Origin of the sequence: Rheinheimera tilapiae, from assembly GCF_042432165.1 — a bacterium.
In the GTDB taxonomy this organism is placed as follows: domain Bacteria; phylum Pseudomonadota; class Gammaproteobacteria; order Enterobacterales; family Alteromonadaceae; genus Pararheinheimera; species Pararheinheimera tilapiae.
This window is the reverse complement of sequence record NZ_JBHLXP010000005.1, coordinates 626,108-641,699: the sequence shown is the minus strand read 5'-3', so window position 1 is coordinate 641,699 and position 15,592 is coordinate 626,108. Positions and strand designations below refer to the sequence as shown.

At 49.8% G+C, this 15,592-nt stretch carries 12 protein-coding genes; 9 read left to right on the top strand and 3 right to left on the bottom strand.

Annotation, left to right across the window (positions count from 1 at the left end; all coding sequences use genetic code 11):
• Nucleotides 1-328: 328 nt before the first annotated feature.
• On the top strand, nt 329-3,370 hold the full coding sequence (locus ACFFJP_RS19295) for a TonB-dependent receptor (RefSeq protein WP_377248209.1): 3,042 nt from the start codon (nt 329-331) through the stop codon (nt 3,368-3,370).
• A 189-nt stretch (nt 3,371-3,559) separates the two neighbouring features.
• Here ACFFJP_RS19295 and dapD read toward each other — a convergent pair whose 3' ends face one another.
• Genes dapD through map form a run of 3 tightly spaced genes read right to left on the bottom strand, consistent with a single transcriptional unit; the run spans nt 3,560 to nt 7,845 of the window.
• Nucleotides 3,560-4,384 carry a 2,3,4,5-tetrahydropyridine-2,6-dicarboxylate N-succinyltransferase gene (gene dapD, locus ACFFJP_RS19290; RefSeq protein WP_377248206.1) on the bottom strand — a complete coding sequence of 275 codons (825 nt, stop codon included), beginning with the start codon at nt 4,382-4,384 and terminating at the stop codon, nt 3,560-3,562.
• A 9-nt stretch (nt 4,385-4,393) separates the two neighbouring features.
• Nucleotides 4,394-7,018, bottom strand: a complete 2,625-nt coding sequence (gene glnD / locus ACFFJP_RS19285) for a [protein-PII] uridylyltransferase (protein ID WP_377248203.1) — start codon at nt 7,016-7,018, stop codon at nt 4,394-4,396.
• Between the two features lie 32 nt (nt 7,019-7,050).
• Nucleotides 7,051-7,845 (bottom strand): type I methionyl aminopeptidase, encoded by a 795-nt coding sequence (gene map / locus ACFFJP_RS19280; RefSeq protein ID WP_377248200.1) that lies wholly within the window; start codon nt 7,843-7,845, stop codon nt 7,051-7,053.
• Nucleotides 7,846-8,092: 247 nt separating this feature from the next.
• Between map and rpsB the strand changes: the two genes are divergently transcribed.
• The 8 genes from rpsB to rseP all read left to right on the top strand — a co-directional run bounded on the left by rpsB (nt 8,093) and on the right by rseP (nt 15,584).
• Entirely contained in the window at nt 8,093-8,821 is a 729-nt protein-coding gene (rpsB, locus tag ACFFJP_RS19275) for a 30S ribosomal protein S2 (RefSeq protein WP_208932340.1), read from the top strand.
• Nucleotides 8,822-8,924: 103 nt separating this feature from the next.
• Nucleotides 8,925-9,797 carry a translation elongation factor Ts gene (gene tsf / locus ACFFJP_RS19270; protein WP_377248197.1) on the top strand — a complete coding sequence of 291 codons (873 nt, stop codon included), beginning with the start codon at nt 8,925-8,927 and terminating at the stop codon, nt 9,795-9,797.
• A 166-nt stretch (nt 9,798-9,963) separates the two neighbouring features.
• Nucleotides 9,964-10,704 (top strand): UMP kinase, encoded by a 741-nt coding sequence (gene pyrH / locus ACFFJP_RS19265; protein WP_208932338.1) that lies wholly within the window; start codon nt 9,964-9,966, stop codon nt 10,702-10,704.
• An 83-nt stretch (nt 10,705-10,787) separates the two neighbouring features.
• The gene (gene frr, locus ACFFJP_RS19260) at nt 10,788-11,309 is read left to right on the top strand and encodes a ribosome recycling factor (RefSeq protein ID WP_377248479.1); all 522 of its coding nucleotides are present in this window, start codon (nt 10,788-10,790) and stop codon (nt 11,307-11,309) included.
• A gap of 93 nt (nt 11,310-11,402) precedes the next feature.
• Entirely contained in the window at nt 11,403-12,170 is a 768-nt protein-coding gene (gene uppS, locus ACFFJP_RS19255) for a polyprenyl diphosphate synthase (protein ID WP_377248192.1), read from the top strand.
• A gap of 5 nt (nt 12,171-12,175) precedes the next feature.
• A complete protein-coding gene (locus ACFFJP_RS19250; protein WP_377248189.1) occupies nt 12,176-13,036 on the top strand; it encodes a phosphatidate cytidylyltransferase in 861 nt (286 codons plus the stop codon).
• Entirely contained in the window at nt 13,036-14,232 is a 1,197-nt protein-coding gene (ispC, locus tag ACFFJP_RS19245; RefSeq protein ID WP_377248186.1) for a 1-deoxy-D-xylulose-5-phosphate reductoisomerase, read from the top strand. The genes ACFFJP_RS19250 and ispC overlap by 1 nt, the downstream gene beginning before the upstream one ends.
• Nucleotides 14,232-15,584 carry a sigma E protease regulator RseP gene (gene rseP / locus ACFFJP_RS19240; RefSeq protein ID WP_377248183.1) on the top strand — a complete coding sequence of 451 codons (1,353 nt, stop codon included), beginning with the start codon at nt 14,232-14,234 and terminating at the stop codon, nt 15,582-15,584. Before ispC ends, rseP begins: the two co-directional genes overlap by 1 nt.
• The last annotated feature ends 8 nt before the right edge of the window (nt 15,585-15,592 follow it).

Below are 15,592 nucleotides of genomic sequence, written 5' to 3'. Positions count from 1 at the left end.
AATGAAAAAATTAATATGAATCGATTTTTTTGTTTCATGCAGTCAGGCTGATAAAGATATGTATAAAAAGCGTTTAATTACATATATTTATGTAATTTTTGTCATATTTCCTCTCAATGAATAACGCCCCTGGGTATGGCAAATTTTTGCCTATTTTGTGAACGCATGTAATTTGAATGAAAATATTACGCATTTTTTCCATTTTTTTTGCATCTTTTCAGTTCCATTTATGGGTAATTTGTCGGTGTACAGCTGGAGTAAGTTCATGGTAATACTAGGTAAGGAACGGAAAGTTCCTAGATAACAACAAATTGGAGAATAAGAAATAATGAAATCCAACAATGGAACATGGCGCTTTAAGCGCTCGCTGGCTGCAGTCGCTGTCTCTGCAATTCTTGGCTTACCAGGTGCTGTCTACGCTGCAGATACATCTAACATTCTCGGAAGTGTAAAGGGTCTAAACAGTTCACAATCCTACAGTGTGAAAGTGAAAGATCCGAAAACCGGCTTCAGTCGCGAAGTATCACTGGATAATGCTGGTAACTTCCGTGTAAGCCAGTTACCAATTGGTGAATACCAAATTGAAGTTACGGCAAATGGCAAAGTTGTTGCTCAAGACAAAGTTCGCTTGTCTTTAGGTAGTAACTCAGTTGCATCATTTGCACTAAACCGGCCGAATGATGGTACTGAAGTTATTGAAGTCACTGGTGCGCGTATTCGTGCAGTTGACGTAACCAGCGTTGATTCAGGTCTGGTTGTTGGCGAGATGGAATTCGATAAAATGCCTGTTGCACGTAATATCACTGCAGTGTCATTACTGGCGCCGGGTGTTGTATTAGGTGACTCCAAGTTTGGTGCATCGGGTGGTATTGGTTTTGCTTCTTTTGGCGGTTCATCAATTTCGGAAAACGCCTGTTATATCAATGGTCTTGAAGTGACTAACACTCGTCAGGGTTTAGGTTGTGGCTCTGTACCATTTGAATTTTATAAAGAATTCCAGGTCAAGACTGGCGGTTACTCTGCTATGTACGGTCGTTCAACTGGTGGTGTGTTGAATGCTGTGACGAAGTCAGGCAGCAATGAATGGGAATTTGCATTTACGGCCAACTCTCAGCCTTCATCTTTACGTGCTGAAGGTAAAAAATCTTATGGTACAGGCAGTCGTTTAGGCCAGGTATTTCGTGATACCACAGATGATGAATTCAGCGAAAGCGATTTAACGCTGTCTGCTTCTGGCCCGCTGATCGAAGACAAGTTGTTTATCTACGCTATTGTGAACCCTCGTGATCGTAAATCAGAGTGGTCGGATACCAGTGGTCGTGTCCCATACGACGCTGACAATCGCTGGCGTACTCTGGAATCATCAGGTAGTGATAACCTGTTCTGGGGTAGCAAAATTGATTGGGATATCGTTGAAGGCCACCGTCTGAGTTTCTTCGCTTATTCTGACCGCACTGACTCGCAAGAAACCCGTTATGCCCGCAACCCGAATACTGGAATTATTGGCGCAAAACAGGGTGATTTTGTCAACGAGCGAGGTGGTGAAGCCGCTAGCTTGAGTTACGTTGGCAGCATTACAGATGATTTTACTGTCAATCTGATGTACGGCAAGATTAAAACACAATACGGGACAACTCCAACTGTGACCGATTGCCCATTCGTTACTGATGGTCGTCAGGTCGCAAAACCGATTGTTGGTTGTGGTGCCGGCGGTACATTAGGCGATGACTACGACGATAACAAACAAACTCGTGCCGATTTTGAGTGGGCTGCCGGTGATTTGTATGGTTCACATTTACTGAAATTCGGCTACGACAAACAAGATCGTCAGTCCAGAAAGACTACAGCTCCGGTTGGCGGCCACAGCTTCACATATTCAACTAAGCTGGCTGGCGATACCATTCAGGGTAACAACGGCCAACTGTGGGCAAACACCACAGGCAAGCCGGTTGATTTGGTTGAAGACCGTATCTTCGTAGGTGGTGGTTCATTTGGTAGTGAACTGACTGCTTGGTACATCGAAGACCAGTATCAACCGACAGAACAACTGACTTTAAACATCGGTGTTCGTCAGGATCACTTCATCAATACAGGTGCGACCGGCGTCGATTTCGTTGATTTGAAAACTGATGTTGCTCCACGGTTAGGTTTCAGCTACGACCCAACTGGATCTGGTGAGTCAAAAATATTTGGTACCTGGGGCCGTTATTATCTGCCTGTCCCTAACAACACCAACTACCGTGCTGCATCAGGTGTAGACGATACGACAACTTATTATTATTTCACTGGCTTTGATCCGAAAACAGGCGCTCCAACAGGCGCTACTCCGGTCAATGGCACTGTTGGAAATTCTCAGGTTGTGAACTCAACATCAACTGCAATGCCAAGTGTTGCTTTGTTCCAAGCACAAGAAGCTGAACCATTCTACAAAGAAGAGTGGGTACTGGGTTATGAAACCCAACTGACTGACGACTACTCAGCGTCAGTCCGCGGTACTTATCGATTTGTAGGTGCAGCACTGGATGACTTCTGTGGTCCAGTTGCGAATCAGCACTTCTGTACTCTGGTGAACCCTGGCAAACCTGGTAGCTGGTATTCTGACGCCGATGACGACAACGTACCGGATGCAGGTTCGTTAAAAACTTACACTGCTGCAGATATGGCGTTACCTGAAGCTGACAACGACTATGTGTCATTGCAAAGCCAATTAGCTTACCGCAACGAAGCGCTGCGTTGGGACTTCATTTACACTTGGTCGCGTAGTACTGGTAATTTTGAAGGTGCGGTGAAATCTGATATCAACCAGGCTGATGCTGGTATTACTCAGGACTTTGACTTCCCTGCATTGATGGATGGTGCTGATGGATATCAGGCCAACGACCGTCGTCATGTGTTTAAGTTCTTCGGTAGCTATGATGTTACTGACAAACTGACCTTGGGGATGAACTCGACTCTGAGCAGTGGTCGCCCACTGAGCATGTTTGGTCAAGGGTACCCAAGCAGCGATCCTAAACTGTATGGTAGCTACGGTGATACTTTCTATCTGGTTACAGGCTGTACCGATACCAACGGTAATGGCAAGTGTGATCCAGCGGAACGTATTTTCTCTAAAACGCCACGTGGTAGTGCGGGTCGTACGCCTTGGAACTTCAATGTCGATGTATCAGCGACTTATGACTTCACTGTTTCAGGTGTTGATTTAAGAGCCTCTGTAAACGTCTATAACATTCTTAATATTCAAGAAATTACGTCAAGTAATGAACATTATGAAGCCCGTCGTTCTGCAGGGACCTTTAACCCTTGGTACAATGCTGCATACACATGGCAAACACCACGTTATGTTCGTGTAGGTATTGAAGGTCGGTTCTAATTCTGTAAGTTAACCGGCAAAGCCCGCTGTCCCTCCCTCAGCGGGCTTTTTTTATGCCGGTTTAGTCGACGCGCTGTGCATGCAGAGACAGTTGCCGTCCTCTCATTGCCAGCTGTTTCTGGATACACCGCAGGCGGTATCGCAGGCAAAAAAAGCCCCGCATCTGCAGGGCTCTCGCGATCTAATTTATTAGTCGATACTACGCAGCAACGCATTAATGCCGACTTTGGCGCGGGTTTGCGCATCAACTTTTTTCACGATGATCGCGGCATACAGGCTATGCGTACCGTCTTTCGACGGAATAGAGCCTGGCACAACCACAGCGCCTGCAGGCACACGGCCGTAGGTGATTTCGCCGGTTTCGCGGTCAAAAATCCGGGTTGACTGGCTGATATAAACACCCATCGACAACACTGCACCTTCTTCGACAATCACACCTTCGACCACTTCAGAGCGTGCACCGATAAAGCAATTGTCTTCGATAATGGTTGGATTGGCCTGCAGCGGCTCCAACACGCCACCGATGCCAACGCCGCCGGATAAATGCACGTTTTTACCAATTTGGGCGCAAGAGCCAACGGTGGCCCAGGTGTCTACCATTGTGCCTTCACCGACATAAGCGCCGATGTTGACATAGGAGGGCATCAGTACGACGTTTTTAGCGATATAGCTACCTTTACGCACGGCGGCAGGTGGTACCACACGCACGCCTTCAGCAACAAACTGTTCATGGCTGTAGCTGGCATATTTCATTGGCACTTTGTCGAAAAAACGGTTTTCAGCACCATCCATCACCTGATTGTCGTTAATGCGAAACGACAACAGTACCGCTTTTTTCAGCCACTGATGGGTCACCCATTCACCGGCAATTTTTTCGGCGACACGGGCCTGACCGGAGTCGAGCAGGGCGATCGCATTCTGGACTGCCTGGCGGACTTCGTCGCTGACGGTAGATGGAGTGATCGACAAGCGGTCTTCAAATGCTTGTTCGATAATGCTTTTTAAATCAGACATGGTGGTTCTTCAGCCTTCTGTAACATCTGTGAGTTGTTCCACCAGCACCCGGCGCAAAATCGCCTGCTCGTCAGCAGATAACGCCTGGTCCTCGCGGGTTGAAATCATAAAAAAGTCTTCAGCACGTTCGCCGATAGTGGTGATTTTGGCAGCATGGATATTAATCTCGCACTGCGCAAACACCTGACCAATAGTGGCCAGCAAACCCGGCATATCGAGCGCTGCCAGTTCGAGCATCGTGCGTTGTTTATTTTTGCCGGGTAAAAACACCACCTTTGGCGGCACATGGAAAGCTTTGAGCTGCTTATTGACGCGCACTTTGGCGTTCAGCACCAGCTCGGGTTGGCCAATTGCCTGCTCCAGAGCCTTTTTAATACTCTGGATCCTGGAAGTGGACGTAACCGCATTGCCGTTTTGCTCCAGCACCACAAAGGTATCCATGGCGTAACCATCTTTGTTAGTCATGATCTGGGCATCAAAAATACTGACTTTTTTACTGTCGAGCGCCGCCACCATCCGGGCAAATAGTTTTGGTTGGTCCGCAGTATAAACAAAGACCTGCGTGCCGCCGCGCATCGCGGTCGGGCTGACCAGTACCATTGGCTTGCCGAAATCAGTGTGCGCAAGCAGGTTTTCACTATGCCAGGCAATCAGTTTCGGATTGTAACGGGCAAAATAATCGGCTTTGAATTTTGCCCACAGCGGTAACACTTTATCTTCGGTAATGCCTGTCTCTGCTAACAAGCGCAGCGCTTCAGTCTGGTGTTCGCGGATCTGATCACGCAGGTCCATCGGTTTTTCCAGACCACGCCGGAACGCTTTTTGTGTACCGAGATAAAGCTCACGCAATAACGAGCCTTTCCAGTCATTCCACAGATTATCGTTAGTGGCGCGGATATCGGCCAGTGTCAGGCAATACAGGTAATTCAATCGGGTTTCGTCGCGAACTTTGTCGGCAAATTCGGCGATCACGGCCGGATCGTGAATATCACGGCGCTGCGCCGTTACCGACATCAGCAGATGTTGTTCCACCAGCCAGACAATCAGTTTGGTATCAAATTCACTGAGTTTATGCATTTTGCCAAACTCGCGGGCATCGATAGCGCCGAGTTCAGAATGGTCACCGCCACGGCCTTTGGCGATATCGTGGAAGATCCCGGCCAAATACAGCAGTTCCGGTTTTTCCAGCCGTTTGACAATATCGGTGCACAGCGGGAATTCGTTAGCAAACTCCGGCTCGGTGTAGCGATGCAGGTTTTTCAGTAGGCGGTGAGTATGTTCATCGACGGTGTAAGCATGAAACAAATCAAACTGCATCTGGCCAACAATGTTACGCCAGGCCGGTAAATAAGCGGCCAGGATGCCGTGGCGGTGCATCAAAGTGATAGCGCGGTCCATACCTTGCGGATGGCGGATGATCGCCATAAATAAATCGCGGCAGCCCTGATAGTCCTGCAGATCGCCCATCAGACGACGGCGCACCTGACGCAGCAGGCGCAACGTTTCGGAATGAATGCCCTGGATTTGCGGTTGTTCAGCAATGTGCCAGAACAACTTCAGAATATTCTCGCGCCGGGCAAATACAGCTTTGTCAGAAGCAAAAATTAAATGACCATGTTGCTCAAACACATCATCCAGCTTTTGCGCTTTGAATTTACTGTGGCTTTTTAGGATGTTGCCTTCAAAATGCTGCAACAGCATTTCGTTCAGTTCGCTGACTCGCTGCACGGTGCGGAAAAAGCGCTTCATCATCCGTTCGACCGAGGCTTTACCATCATCACCAAAACCGAGCCAGCGCGCAACTGCAGGTTGATAATCAAACAAAATGCGGTTTTCATTGCGACCAGCTTCGAGGTGCAGGGCAAACCGCATTTGCCACAGATAGGCCTCACACTCCATCAGCTCCTGATATTCATCTTCTGTCAGATAATGGTGCGCCACTAACTCGCGCATGGTACGGGTGCGGAAATGTTTTTTCGCCACCCAGCCAACAGTTTGGATGTCGCGCAGGCCACCTGGGTTGGCTTTTAAATTCGGTTCGAGGTTATACGCCGTACCGTGATACTGCGCATGACGGCCTTGTTGTTCATGGCGCTTGGCCTGGAAGAAGTCTTTACTCGGCCAGAAGTTGTCTTTACCGACTTCGTGCGATAGCTGTTCAAATAAAGGCTGATTACCACAGAGAAAACGCATTTCCATCAGGTTGGTGGCGATGGTGATGTCGTCGCGGCCGAGTGTCAGCGTTTCTTTGATGGTGCGAACGCTGTGGCCAACTTCGAGACGTAAATCCCACAAAATAGTGACAAACTGGCCAATTTGTTCCTGCTGTTCACGGCTTAAGCGTGATTCGGTCAGGATCAATAAATCGATATCAGAATAGGGATGCAGCTCACCACGGCCATAACCACCCACGGCAATTAAGGTCAGGCTTTTGTGCTGATGTAACTGGTAATGGCGCCACAGCTGTTGCAGCACCTCGTCAATAAAACGAGCTCTGGCCCGCACCAGCGTTGCCACGCTTTGGCTGGCCGAAGCGACCTTCAGCCAGTCGAGAAAGTCGCTGAAATGTTTTTTATAACCGTCGAGGGTAAACTGGCCCGGGACTGTTTTTTCAAAGACCATAGCCGTTGTCATGCGCTGTTACCCTGTGCTGACAGGGACCGCGCTCAGGCGTCCGCTGTCAGGATCCGCTCAATAGTGTCATCTGATCGCAAGGTCAGAATTTCACAACCCGTGTCCGTCACGACAATCGTGTGCTCGAACTGAGCGGATAAACTACGATCTTTCGTTACAACCGTCCAGCCGTCTTTCAGTAATTTACTGTGACGTTCTCCAGCGTTGACCATCGGCTCTACCGTCAGACACATGCCGGTTTTTAACACGTCACCGGTGTTTGGCCGGCCGTAGTGCAGCACTTGCGGGTCTTCATGGAAAACTTCACCGATGCCATGGCCGCAATATTCGCGCACAATTGAATAGTTATGCTTCTCGGCATGGACTTGGATCACATGACCGATATCGCCGAGGCGCGCGCCGTTTTTGACTTTTTTCAGACCAAGGTACAAACATTCCTGCGTGACCCGGATCAGCCGTTCGGCCAGAATGCTGGGTTTGCCGACGACGAACATTTTGGATGTGTCGCCATGAAAACCGTCTTTAATCACGGTGATGTCGATGTTGACGATATCGCCGTCTTTTAACGCTTTGTCATCCGCCGGAATACCGTGACAAATCACATGGTTGACTGACGTACAAATCGATTTTGGAAAACCGTGGTAATTCAGCGGGGCAGGGATGGTCTTTTGCACATTGACCATATAGTCGTGGCAAATCCGGTCGAGTTCGCCGGTAGTGATACCCGGTTTCACATGCGGTTCGATCATCTCCAGCACTTCTGCCGCCAGACGGCCTGCAATGCGCATTTTTTCGATTTGTTCCGGGGTTTTGATCGTCGCGGCCATGGGGTGCTCTCTGCTGTAAAACTACACAATTCGTTGTGTTTACGGGGCGCCTATGGTATAAAGCGCGCCGCAATTTGGCAAATAAAGCCGACGAAATTCTGAAAAGAGCCGTCAGCGTCAATATTGCAAACCCAAACTTAAGTTAAACAACACACATACATCGTCACATAAGCCGGGGTGCTGAAGCTCGCTTCAGTCGGATCTATGGGATGTATGGAGGCCTAACCCCCTTTAAGGAATTACTCAAATGGCTAAAGTTTCAATGCGCGATATGCTCCAGGCGGGCGTACATTTCGGTCACCAAACTCGTTACTGGAATCCAAAAATGAAGCCGTTCATTTTCGGCGCCCGTAACCGCGTTCATATCATCAACCTGGAAAAAACTGTTCCAATGATGAATGACGCACTGACTTTCATCCAGTCAGTGGCTGCGAAGAAAGGCAAAATCCTGTTCGTTGGTACCAAACGCGCTGCCTCTGAAGCAATCAAAGAAGCTGCTAAACAAGCTGACCAGTACTATGTTAACCACCGCTGGTTAGGCGGTATGCTGACTAACTGGAAAACTGTTCGTCAGTCCATCAAGCGTTTAAAAGACCTGGAATCTCAGAGCCAGGACGGTACTTTCGACAAGCTGACCAAAAAAGAAGCTCTGGATCGTACCCGTGAAATGGAAAAACTGGAAAAGAGCTTAGGCGGTATCAAAGATATGGGCGGTCTGCCAGACGCTCTGTTCGTGATCGATGCTGACCATGAACACATCGCGATCAAAGAAGCCAACAACCTGGGTATCCCAGTGGTTTCTATCGTTGATACAAACTCTGATCCAAAAGGTGTTGATTTTGTTATCCCAGGTAACGATGACGCGATCCGCGCTATCCAGCTGTACCTGAGCGCCGTCAATGCTGCTATCGCAGAAGGCCGTGATAAAAACATCGAAGTTCAGGCTGAAGCCGACAACTTCGTTGCAGCTGAGTAATACAGCTGTATGGGGTCTGTCATCAGATTGACCCCATTCACCTTTTAATCTGACAGGGGCTTCGCCCCTGTTTGTCTAACCCGATTGAAACGAGGAATTCCCCATGGCCGTAACTGCCGGTATGGTTAAAGAATTACGCGAGCGCACTGGCGCTGGCATGATGGACTGCAAAAAAGCTTTAGAAGAAACCAACGGTGATATCGAAGGCGCAATTGAATTAATGCGTAAAAACGGTCAGGCCAAAGCTGCCAAGAAAGCTGGTCGGATCGCTGCAGAAGGTACTGTACTGACTCGCGTTGGTAACGGTTACGCTGCTGCAATTGAATTCAACTGTGAAACAGATTTCGTTGCCCGTGATGCTAACTTCCTGGCATTCGCCAATGCTGCTGCTGACCTGGCACACGCCAACCAGCTGTTCACTGTGGAAGCGTTAAGCGCTGCCTCTTTGGGCGAAGCGACTGTTGAAGAAGCACGCGCGACACTGGTTGCTAAAATCGGTGAAAACATCAACATCCGCCGCATCTCTGTAGTTCAGGGTGACGTGATCGGTCAGTACACGCACTCAGGCCGTATCGGCGTGTTAGTGGTACTGGAAGGCGGTAACGAAGACGTAGCAAAAGATGTTGCTATGCATGTTGCTGCAAACAACCCATCTTTCCTGACTCCAGACTCAGTTCCGGCTGACGTTGTGGCAAAAGAACAGGAAATCCAGATCGAAATCGCTATCAACAGCGGTAAGCCAAAAGAAATCGCTGAGAAGATGGTTGCTGGCCGGATGACTAAGTTCACTGGCGAAGTATCTCTGACTGGTCAGCCATTCGTGAAAGACCCAGCTATTACTACAGGCGACTTCCTGAAGCAAAACGGCGCGAAAGCAGTCAGCTTCATCCGTCTGGAAGTAGGCGAAGGCATCGAGAAGCAGGAAACTGACTTCGCAGCTGAAGTTGCTGCTCAAATCGCTGCAGCGAAGAAATAATCGCGCTTCAGCATGACGCTGAAACCGACTACACTAACCGCGACTGGCTTGCCAGCCGCGGTTTTTTTTAAGTGAAACCTGTGGAAACTGCAGTCCATCTGTCAGTACCGCCTCAGTAGTTTCATTGCATTCTATGTTTTTAACTGACCAGCATGATGGGGATCCTATGAGCATCAATCCAAAACCTACCTATAGAAGAATCCTGTTAAAACTCAGTGGTGAAGCCCTGATGGGCGATGAAGGCTTTGGTATTGATCCCAAAGTGCTGGACCGGATGGCTGCCGAAATCAAAGAGCTGGTCGAGCTTGGGATCCAGGTGGGTATCGTGATTGGCGGTGGTAACATTTTCCGCGGTGAAGGTCTGGCAAAAGCCGGCATGAACCGTGTGGTGGGTGACCACATGGGCATGCTGGCCACTGTGATGAATGGTCTGGCGATGCGTGATGCGCTGCACCGTGCCTTTGTTAACGCTCGCCTGATGAGTGCATTCCCGCTGAATGGCGTTTGTGACAACTACAGCTGGGCTGAAGCCATCAGCCTGCTGAAATCCGGCCGTGTCGTGATTTTCTCTGCCGGCACCGGTAATCCATTTTTCACCACAGACTCAGCCGCCTGTTTACGTGGCATCGAAATCGAAGCGGATGCCGTGTTAAAGGCGACAAAAGTAGACGGAGTTTATTCCGCCGATCCGGTAAAAGATCCAACGGCAACTTTATACGCCAGCCTGACTTATGATGAAGTTCTGTCAAAAGAGTTAAAAGTCATGGACTTAGCTGCATTCACTTTAGCGCGTGACCATAACCTGCAAATCCGTGTGTTTAACATGAATAAACCAGGCGCACTGAAGCGCGTGACGATGGGCGAAGCGGAAGGTACAGTGATCGACCACGCTGAAAATTTACAGTAAACTACCGGCACTTTTTTCGAGCCGACAGTACGCGAAGGAACAACCAAGTGATTAACGATATTCTGCAAGACAGCAAAACCCGGATGGATAAAAGCGTAGATGCGCTGAAAAACCAGCTGTCGAAAATCCGGACCGGCCGCGCTCACCCGAGCCTGCTTGATGGTATTCACGTGTCTTATTACGGTGTGGATACGCCGCTGCGTCAATGTGCCAACGTCTCTGCTGAAGACTCCCGCACGCTGATGATCACAGTATTTGATCGCTCGATGATCCAGGCTGTGGAAAAGGCGATTATGCAATCTGATTTAGGCTTAAACCCAATCGGTGCCGGCACCAGCATCCGGGTGCCGTTACCGGCGCTGACTGAAGAGCGTCGTCGCGATCTGGTTAAAGTAGTGCGCGCTGAAGCTGAAGGTGCTCGTGTTGCTGTGCGCAATATCCGTCGCGACGCGAACGCTGATTTTAAAGCGTTACAAAAAGACAAAGAAATCAGTGAAGATGATGAACGCCGCGCCGCGGAAGAAACGCAAAAGCTGACCGATCTGTTCATCAAAAAGATTGATGAAGTTCTGGCAGCGAAAGAAAAGGAACTCATGGAAGTCTGATGACTGTCCATGGCTGATGGAAAGCGCCGTGCAGACCCCTTCGCGGCGCTTTTTTGTTGATAAAAACAGCATTCAATGCGGATATTTCGACGGATGACTATTACAAGCTCGACGATGGATCAAGCGCTACCCCGGCATGTCGGAATCATTATGGACGGCAATGGCCGTTGGGCAGAACGACAAGGCAAACCCCGAGTCTGGGGCCACAAAAAAGGTGTGGACGCGGTGCGTCGCGCGGTCAGCTTTTGCCGTCGACTGAATATTCCTTCATTAACGCTGTTTGCATTTAGCAGCGAAAACTGGCGCCGGCCAGAAGACGAAGTCAGCAGTCTGATGGAACTGTTTATGTTTGTGCTGCAAAAAGAGATCAAATTGCTGCATAAAAATCAGGTCCGGTTGAACATCATCGGTGACTTGTCGCGATTTAGCACAAAATTACAGGCCAAAATTGCAGAAGCCGAAGCGCTGACTGCTGGCAATACCGGTTTAACGCTGAATGTGGCGGCAAACTATGGCGGGCGTTGGGATATTGCTCAGGCAGCGCAACAGCTGGCAACTCAGGTCGCAGCAGGTACCTTGCGTGCTGAAGACATCAACGAACAGTTACTCGCCAGCCATATCCAGATGCACGACCAGCCTGAACTGGATTTGATGATCCGTACTGGTGGTGATATCCGCATCAGCAATTTTTTGCTTTGGCAGGCTGCCTATGCGGAGCTGCTTTTTATTGATACCTTATGGCCTGATTTTGATGATCAGGTATTTGCCGATGCTATCGCCAGTTTTGTCAGCCGCGAACGACGTTTCGGCTGTACCGGCGCGCAGATCCGCGAGCTGGCAGCGGCAACTGGACAAGGATAATAGATTTGTTTAAACAACGGGTGATCACAGCTTTAGTGCTGGCTCCGCTTGCGCTAGGGGCGGTGTTTTATTTGCCGCCGATCGGCTTTGCTATCTTTCTGGCAACGGCTTTTGCAGTGGCAGCCTGGGAATGGGCCGGTTTTTGTGGCTGGCATACCAGTAGTAGCAAGACCGCTTTTACCACGCTGATTTCAATGTTGTATGGTGCCGTGTATCTAGTGACTCCTGCAGCGTTACACTGGCCGGTGCAGACGAATTATGCCGTGCAAGCTTTGTTGTGGTTAGGCGTGATCTGGTGGTTGCTGGCTGTGTTGCTGGTGCTAAGCTTTCGCGTTTCCCAACGTTTCTGGGCCGGCAACCAGGCTATCAAAGCACTGATGGGGGTACTGACATTGGTGCCTAGTTTCACTGCGATTTTGTTAGTCCGTCAGGTTAATTTCGACCAATCCAGCTTTACCGGCGCCTGGCTGATTTGTCTGATGTTAGGGCTGGTCTGGGCGGCAGACATTGGCGGCTACGTCATCGGTAAACCATTTGGGAAACACAAACTGATGCCCGATGTCAGTCCGGGGAAAACGCTGGAAGGTTTTGCTGGCGGATTGCTGTTTGTGTTGCTGCTGGTCGGCGTCGTTGCTGCAGGTCAAGGCTGGCCTGAACAAACCGGTTTATGGTTTGCTGCTGCGGTGATTCTGACGTTGTTATCGGTGTTTGGTGATCTGTCTGAAAGTATGTTTAAACGTGTCGCAGGTCTCAAAGACAGCGGTAGCATCTTTCCAGGTCATGGTGGCATGTTAGACCGGATTGACAGTCTGACCGCAACGGCACCGCTGTTCGCAATTTTTGTTGCTATGTTTGGTGGTTTTTAATGCCAAAACAAGTAGTAGTGCTGGGCGCAACCGGCTCTATTGGCTGCAGTACGCTGGATGTGATAGCGCAACATCCTGATTTGTATCAGGTACTGGCACTGACCGGCGGTAAACGTCTCGACGTGCTGTTCGCCCAATGTATGCAGTTCCGGCCCAGATATGCAGCACTAAGTGATGCCGCTGATGCTGCTGAACTGCAGCGGCAACTGCAGCAAGCAGGTTTGACGACTGAAGTGGTCGCAGGTGCTGACGCACTGGCAGAACTGGCTGCGCATCCGGATGCCGAGATCGTGATGGCGGCTATTGTCGGTGCGGCGGGTTTACTGCCAACACTGGCGGCGGTCAAGGCCGGTAAAACCGTGCTACTAGCCAATAAAGAAGCGTTGGTGATGAGCGGCGAGTTGTTTATCCGCGCGGTACAACAACACGGCGCGACGCTGTTACCGATCGACAGTGAACACAATGCGATTTTTCAATGTTTGCCCGCAGCGTTGCAGCAGCATTGTTATCAGAGTGAACTACAAACCGCTGGTATCGCCAAAATTCTGCTAACCGGCAGCGGCGGGCCATTTCGCCAGACGCCTCTGAATGCCTTTGACCAGATCACGCCGGAACAGGCTGTGGCCCATCCCAACTGGAATATGGGCAAAAAAATCTCGGTCGACAGCGCGACGATGATGAACAAAGGTTTGGAATTTATCGAAGCGCGTTGGTTGTTTAACTGCGGCGTCAGCGATATTCAGGTGGTGATTCATCCACAAAGCATCATTCATTCGATGGTGCAATACACCGACGGTTCGGTACTGGCGCAGCTCGGTAATCCGGATATGCGCACACCGATCGCCCATGCACTGGCCTTTCCGGCACGTATTGCTTCCAATGTTAAACCGCTGAATTTCTTTGAAGTGCCGGCTTTTACTTTCGATAAGCCGGATCCTGAACGCTATCCATGTTTATATCTGGCGCAGCAAGCCTGTGCGGCGGGCCAGGGCGCAACCACAGCGTTAAATGCTGCCAACGAAATCGCGGTGGAAGCATTTTTAAACCGGCAGATCCGTTTTCCGCAGATCGCAGCGTTAAACGCACAGGTTCTTGATCATTTTGCTTCAAGCAAAGTAGCTGATCTTGAAGAAATTTTATCGCTGGACAGTCAGGCCCGTGTGTATTCGCTGAAGTTATTAAAGGATTGGTCCTGATGTTTGATTTTATGTGGAACCTGCTGAGCTTTGTTGTAGCGCTTGGTCTGCTGGTTACAGTGCATGAATACGGTCATTTTTGGGTAGCGCGTAAAAACGGCATTCTGGTGCAACGTTTTTCGATTGGTTTTGGTAAAACACTGTTTAGCTGGCGTGACCGTCATGGCACCGAGTTCGTAATCGCGGCGATTCCGTTGGGCGGTTATGTCCGGATGCTCGATGGCCGGGTCGACCCGGTGTTGCCACAGCATGCTGATCTGGCATTTGACAGCAAGACCGTACCACAACGCATGGCTGTCATTGCCGCAGGCCCTGCCGCCAATTTCCTGTTTGCCATTTTTGCCTTGATGTTGATGTATCTGATTGGCGTGCCAAGCCTGCGACCGGTTGTTGCACAGGTCACGCCGGATTCGATAGCGGCCAAAGCCTATTTGCCAAATCAGCAAATTATTGCCGTTAATGGCGAAAGTGTGCAGGACTGGCAAGGCGTGCAACTGTTACTGCTGGAGCAAATCGGTCGGGACAGTGTTACCCTGACGATGGCGGATGATAGCAACAGTCCAGGTGCCGATGTGAAGCTGGATTTGACCAGCTGGCAATTTGACCCTGAACGAGACTCAGTCTTTGGCAGTCTTGGCATGGTGCCAGTGCAAGCGAAACCATTGTTAGATGTGGGCTCAGTGCAGCCTAATAGCCCGGCAGCTGCGGCAGGTCTGCAGCTGCATGACAAATTGCGGGTGTTGGACGGTGTTGCACTAACTGACTGGGCCAGTATGGTCACAATTATCCAGAATAATCCGGGCAAAGCGCTGTCATTGCTGGTTGAACGGGATGGTCAGCCTGTGACACTGACGGTGACTCCTGCATCACAACTCACACCAGATGGTTTTCATCAGGGCTTCCTTGGTGTCTCACCAAAGGTGCAACCGGTTGACCCTCAGTTTATTCAACAGGTGCAATATGGGCCGATAGAAGCGGTTTGGCAGGGCATACAAAAGACCTGGCAACTGGTGCGGCTGAGTTTCTCGATGGTGGGGAAACTGCTGTTAGGTGACGTTTCCGTGAAACATTTAAGTGGCCCCATCGCCATTGCACAAGGTGCCGGTAGCAGTGCAGACCTTGGTCTGATTGCGTTCCTGTCCTTTCTGGCGCTGATTAGCGTCAATCTGGGAGTGGTAAATTTACTGCCGCTGCCTATTTTGGACGGCGGTCATTTAATGTATCTTGTCGTGGAACTAATACGCGGCAGGCCGGTCTCTGAGAAAGCGCAGGAGACAGGTTTTAAAATCGGAGCCTTCGTTCTGCTGATGTTAATGGGAATTGCGCTGCTCAACGATATTTCTCGTTTGTAATAACTAAT

Excerpts from the sequence above, each read along its gene's own strand:
- uppS (WP_377248192.1), top strand. The coding sequence starts at position 11,403 with ATGACTATTACAAGCTCGACGATGGATCAAGCGCTACCCCGGCATGTC.
- tsf (WP_377248197.1), top strand. The coding sequence starts at position 8,925 with ATGGCCGTAACTGCCGGTATGGTTAAAGAATTACGCGAGCGCACTGGC.
- rpsB (WP_208932340.1), top strand. The coding sequence starts at position 8,093 with ATGGCTAAAGTTTCAATGCGCGATATGCTCCAGGCGGGCGTACATTTC.
- pyrH (WP_208932338.1), top strand. The coding sequence starts at position 9,964 with ATGAGCATCAATCCAAAACCTACCTATAGAAGAATCCTGTTAAAACTC.
- ACFFJP_RS19295 (WP_377248209.1), top strand. The coding sequence starts at position 329 with ATGAAATCCAACAATGGAACATGGCGCTTTAAGCGCTCGCTGGCTGCA.
- ispC (WP_377248186.1), top strand. The coding sequence starts at position 13,036 with ATGCCAAAACAAGTAGTAGTGCTGGGCGCAACCGGCTCTATTGGCTGC.
- dapD (WP_377248206.1), bottom strand. The coding sequence starts at position 4,384 with ATGTCTGATTTAAAAAGCATTATCGAACAAGCATTTGAAGACCGCTTG.
- map (WP_377248200.1), bottom strand. The coding sequence starts at position 7,845 with ATGGCCGCGACGATCAAAACCCCGGAACAAATCGAAAAAATGCGCATT.
- rseP (WP_377248183.1), top strand. The coding sequence starts at position 14,232 with ATGTTTGATTTTATGTGGAACCTGCTGAGCTTTGTTGTAGCGCTTGGT.
- glnD (WP_377248203.1), bottom strand. The coding sequence starts at position 7,018 with ATGACAACGGCTATGGTCTTTGAAAAAACAGTCCCGGGCCAGTTTACC.
- frr (WP_377248479.1), top strand. The coding sequence starts at position 10,788 with ATGGATAAAAGCGTAGATGCGCTGAAAAACCAGCTGTCGAAAATCCGG.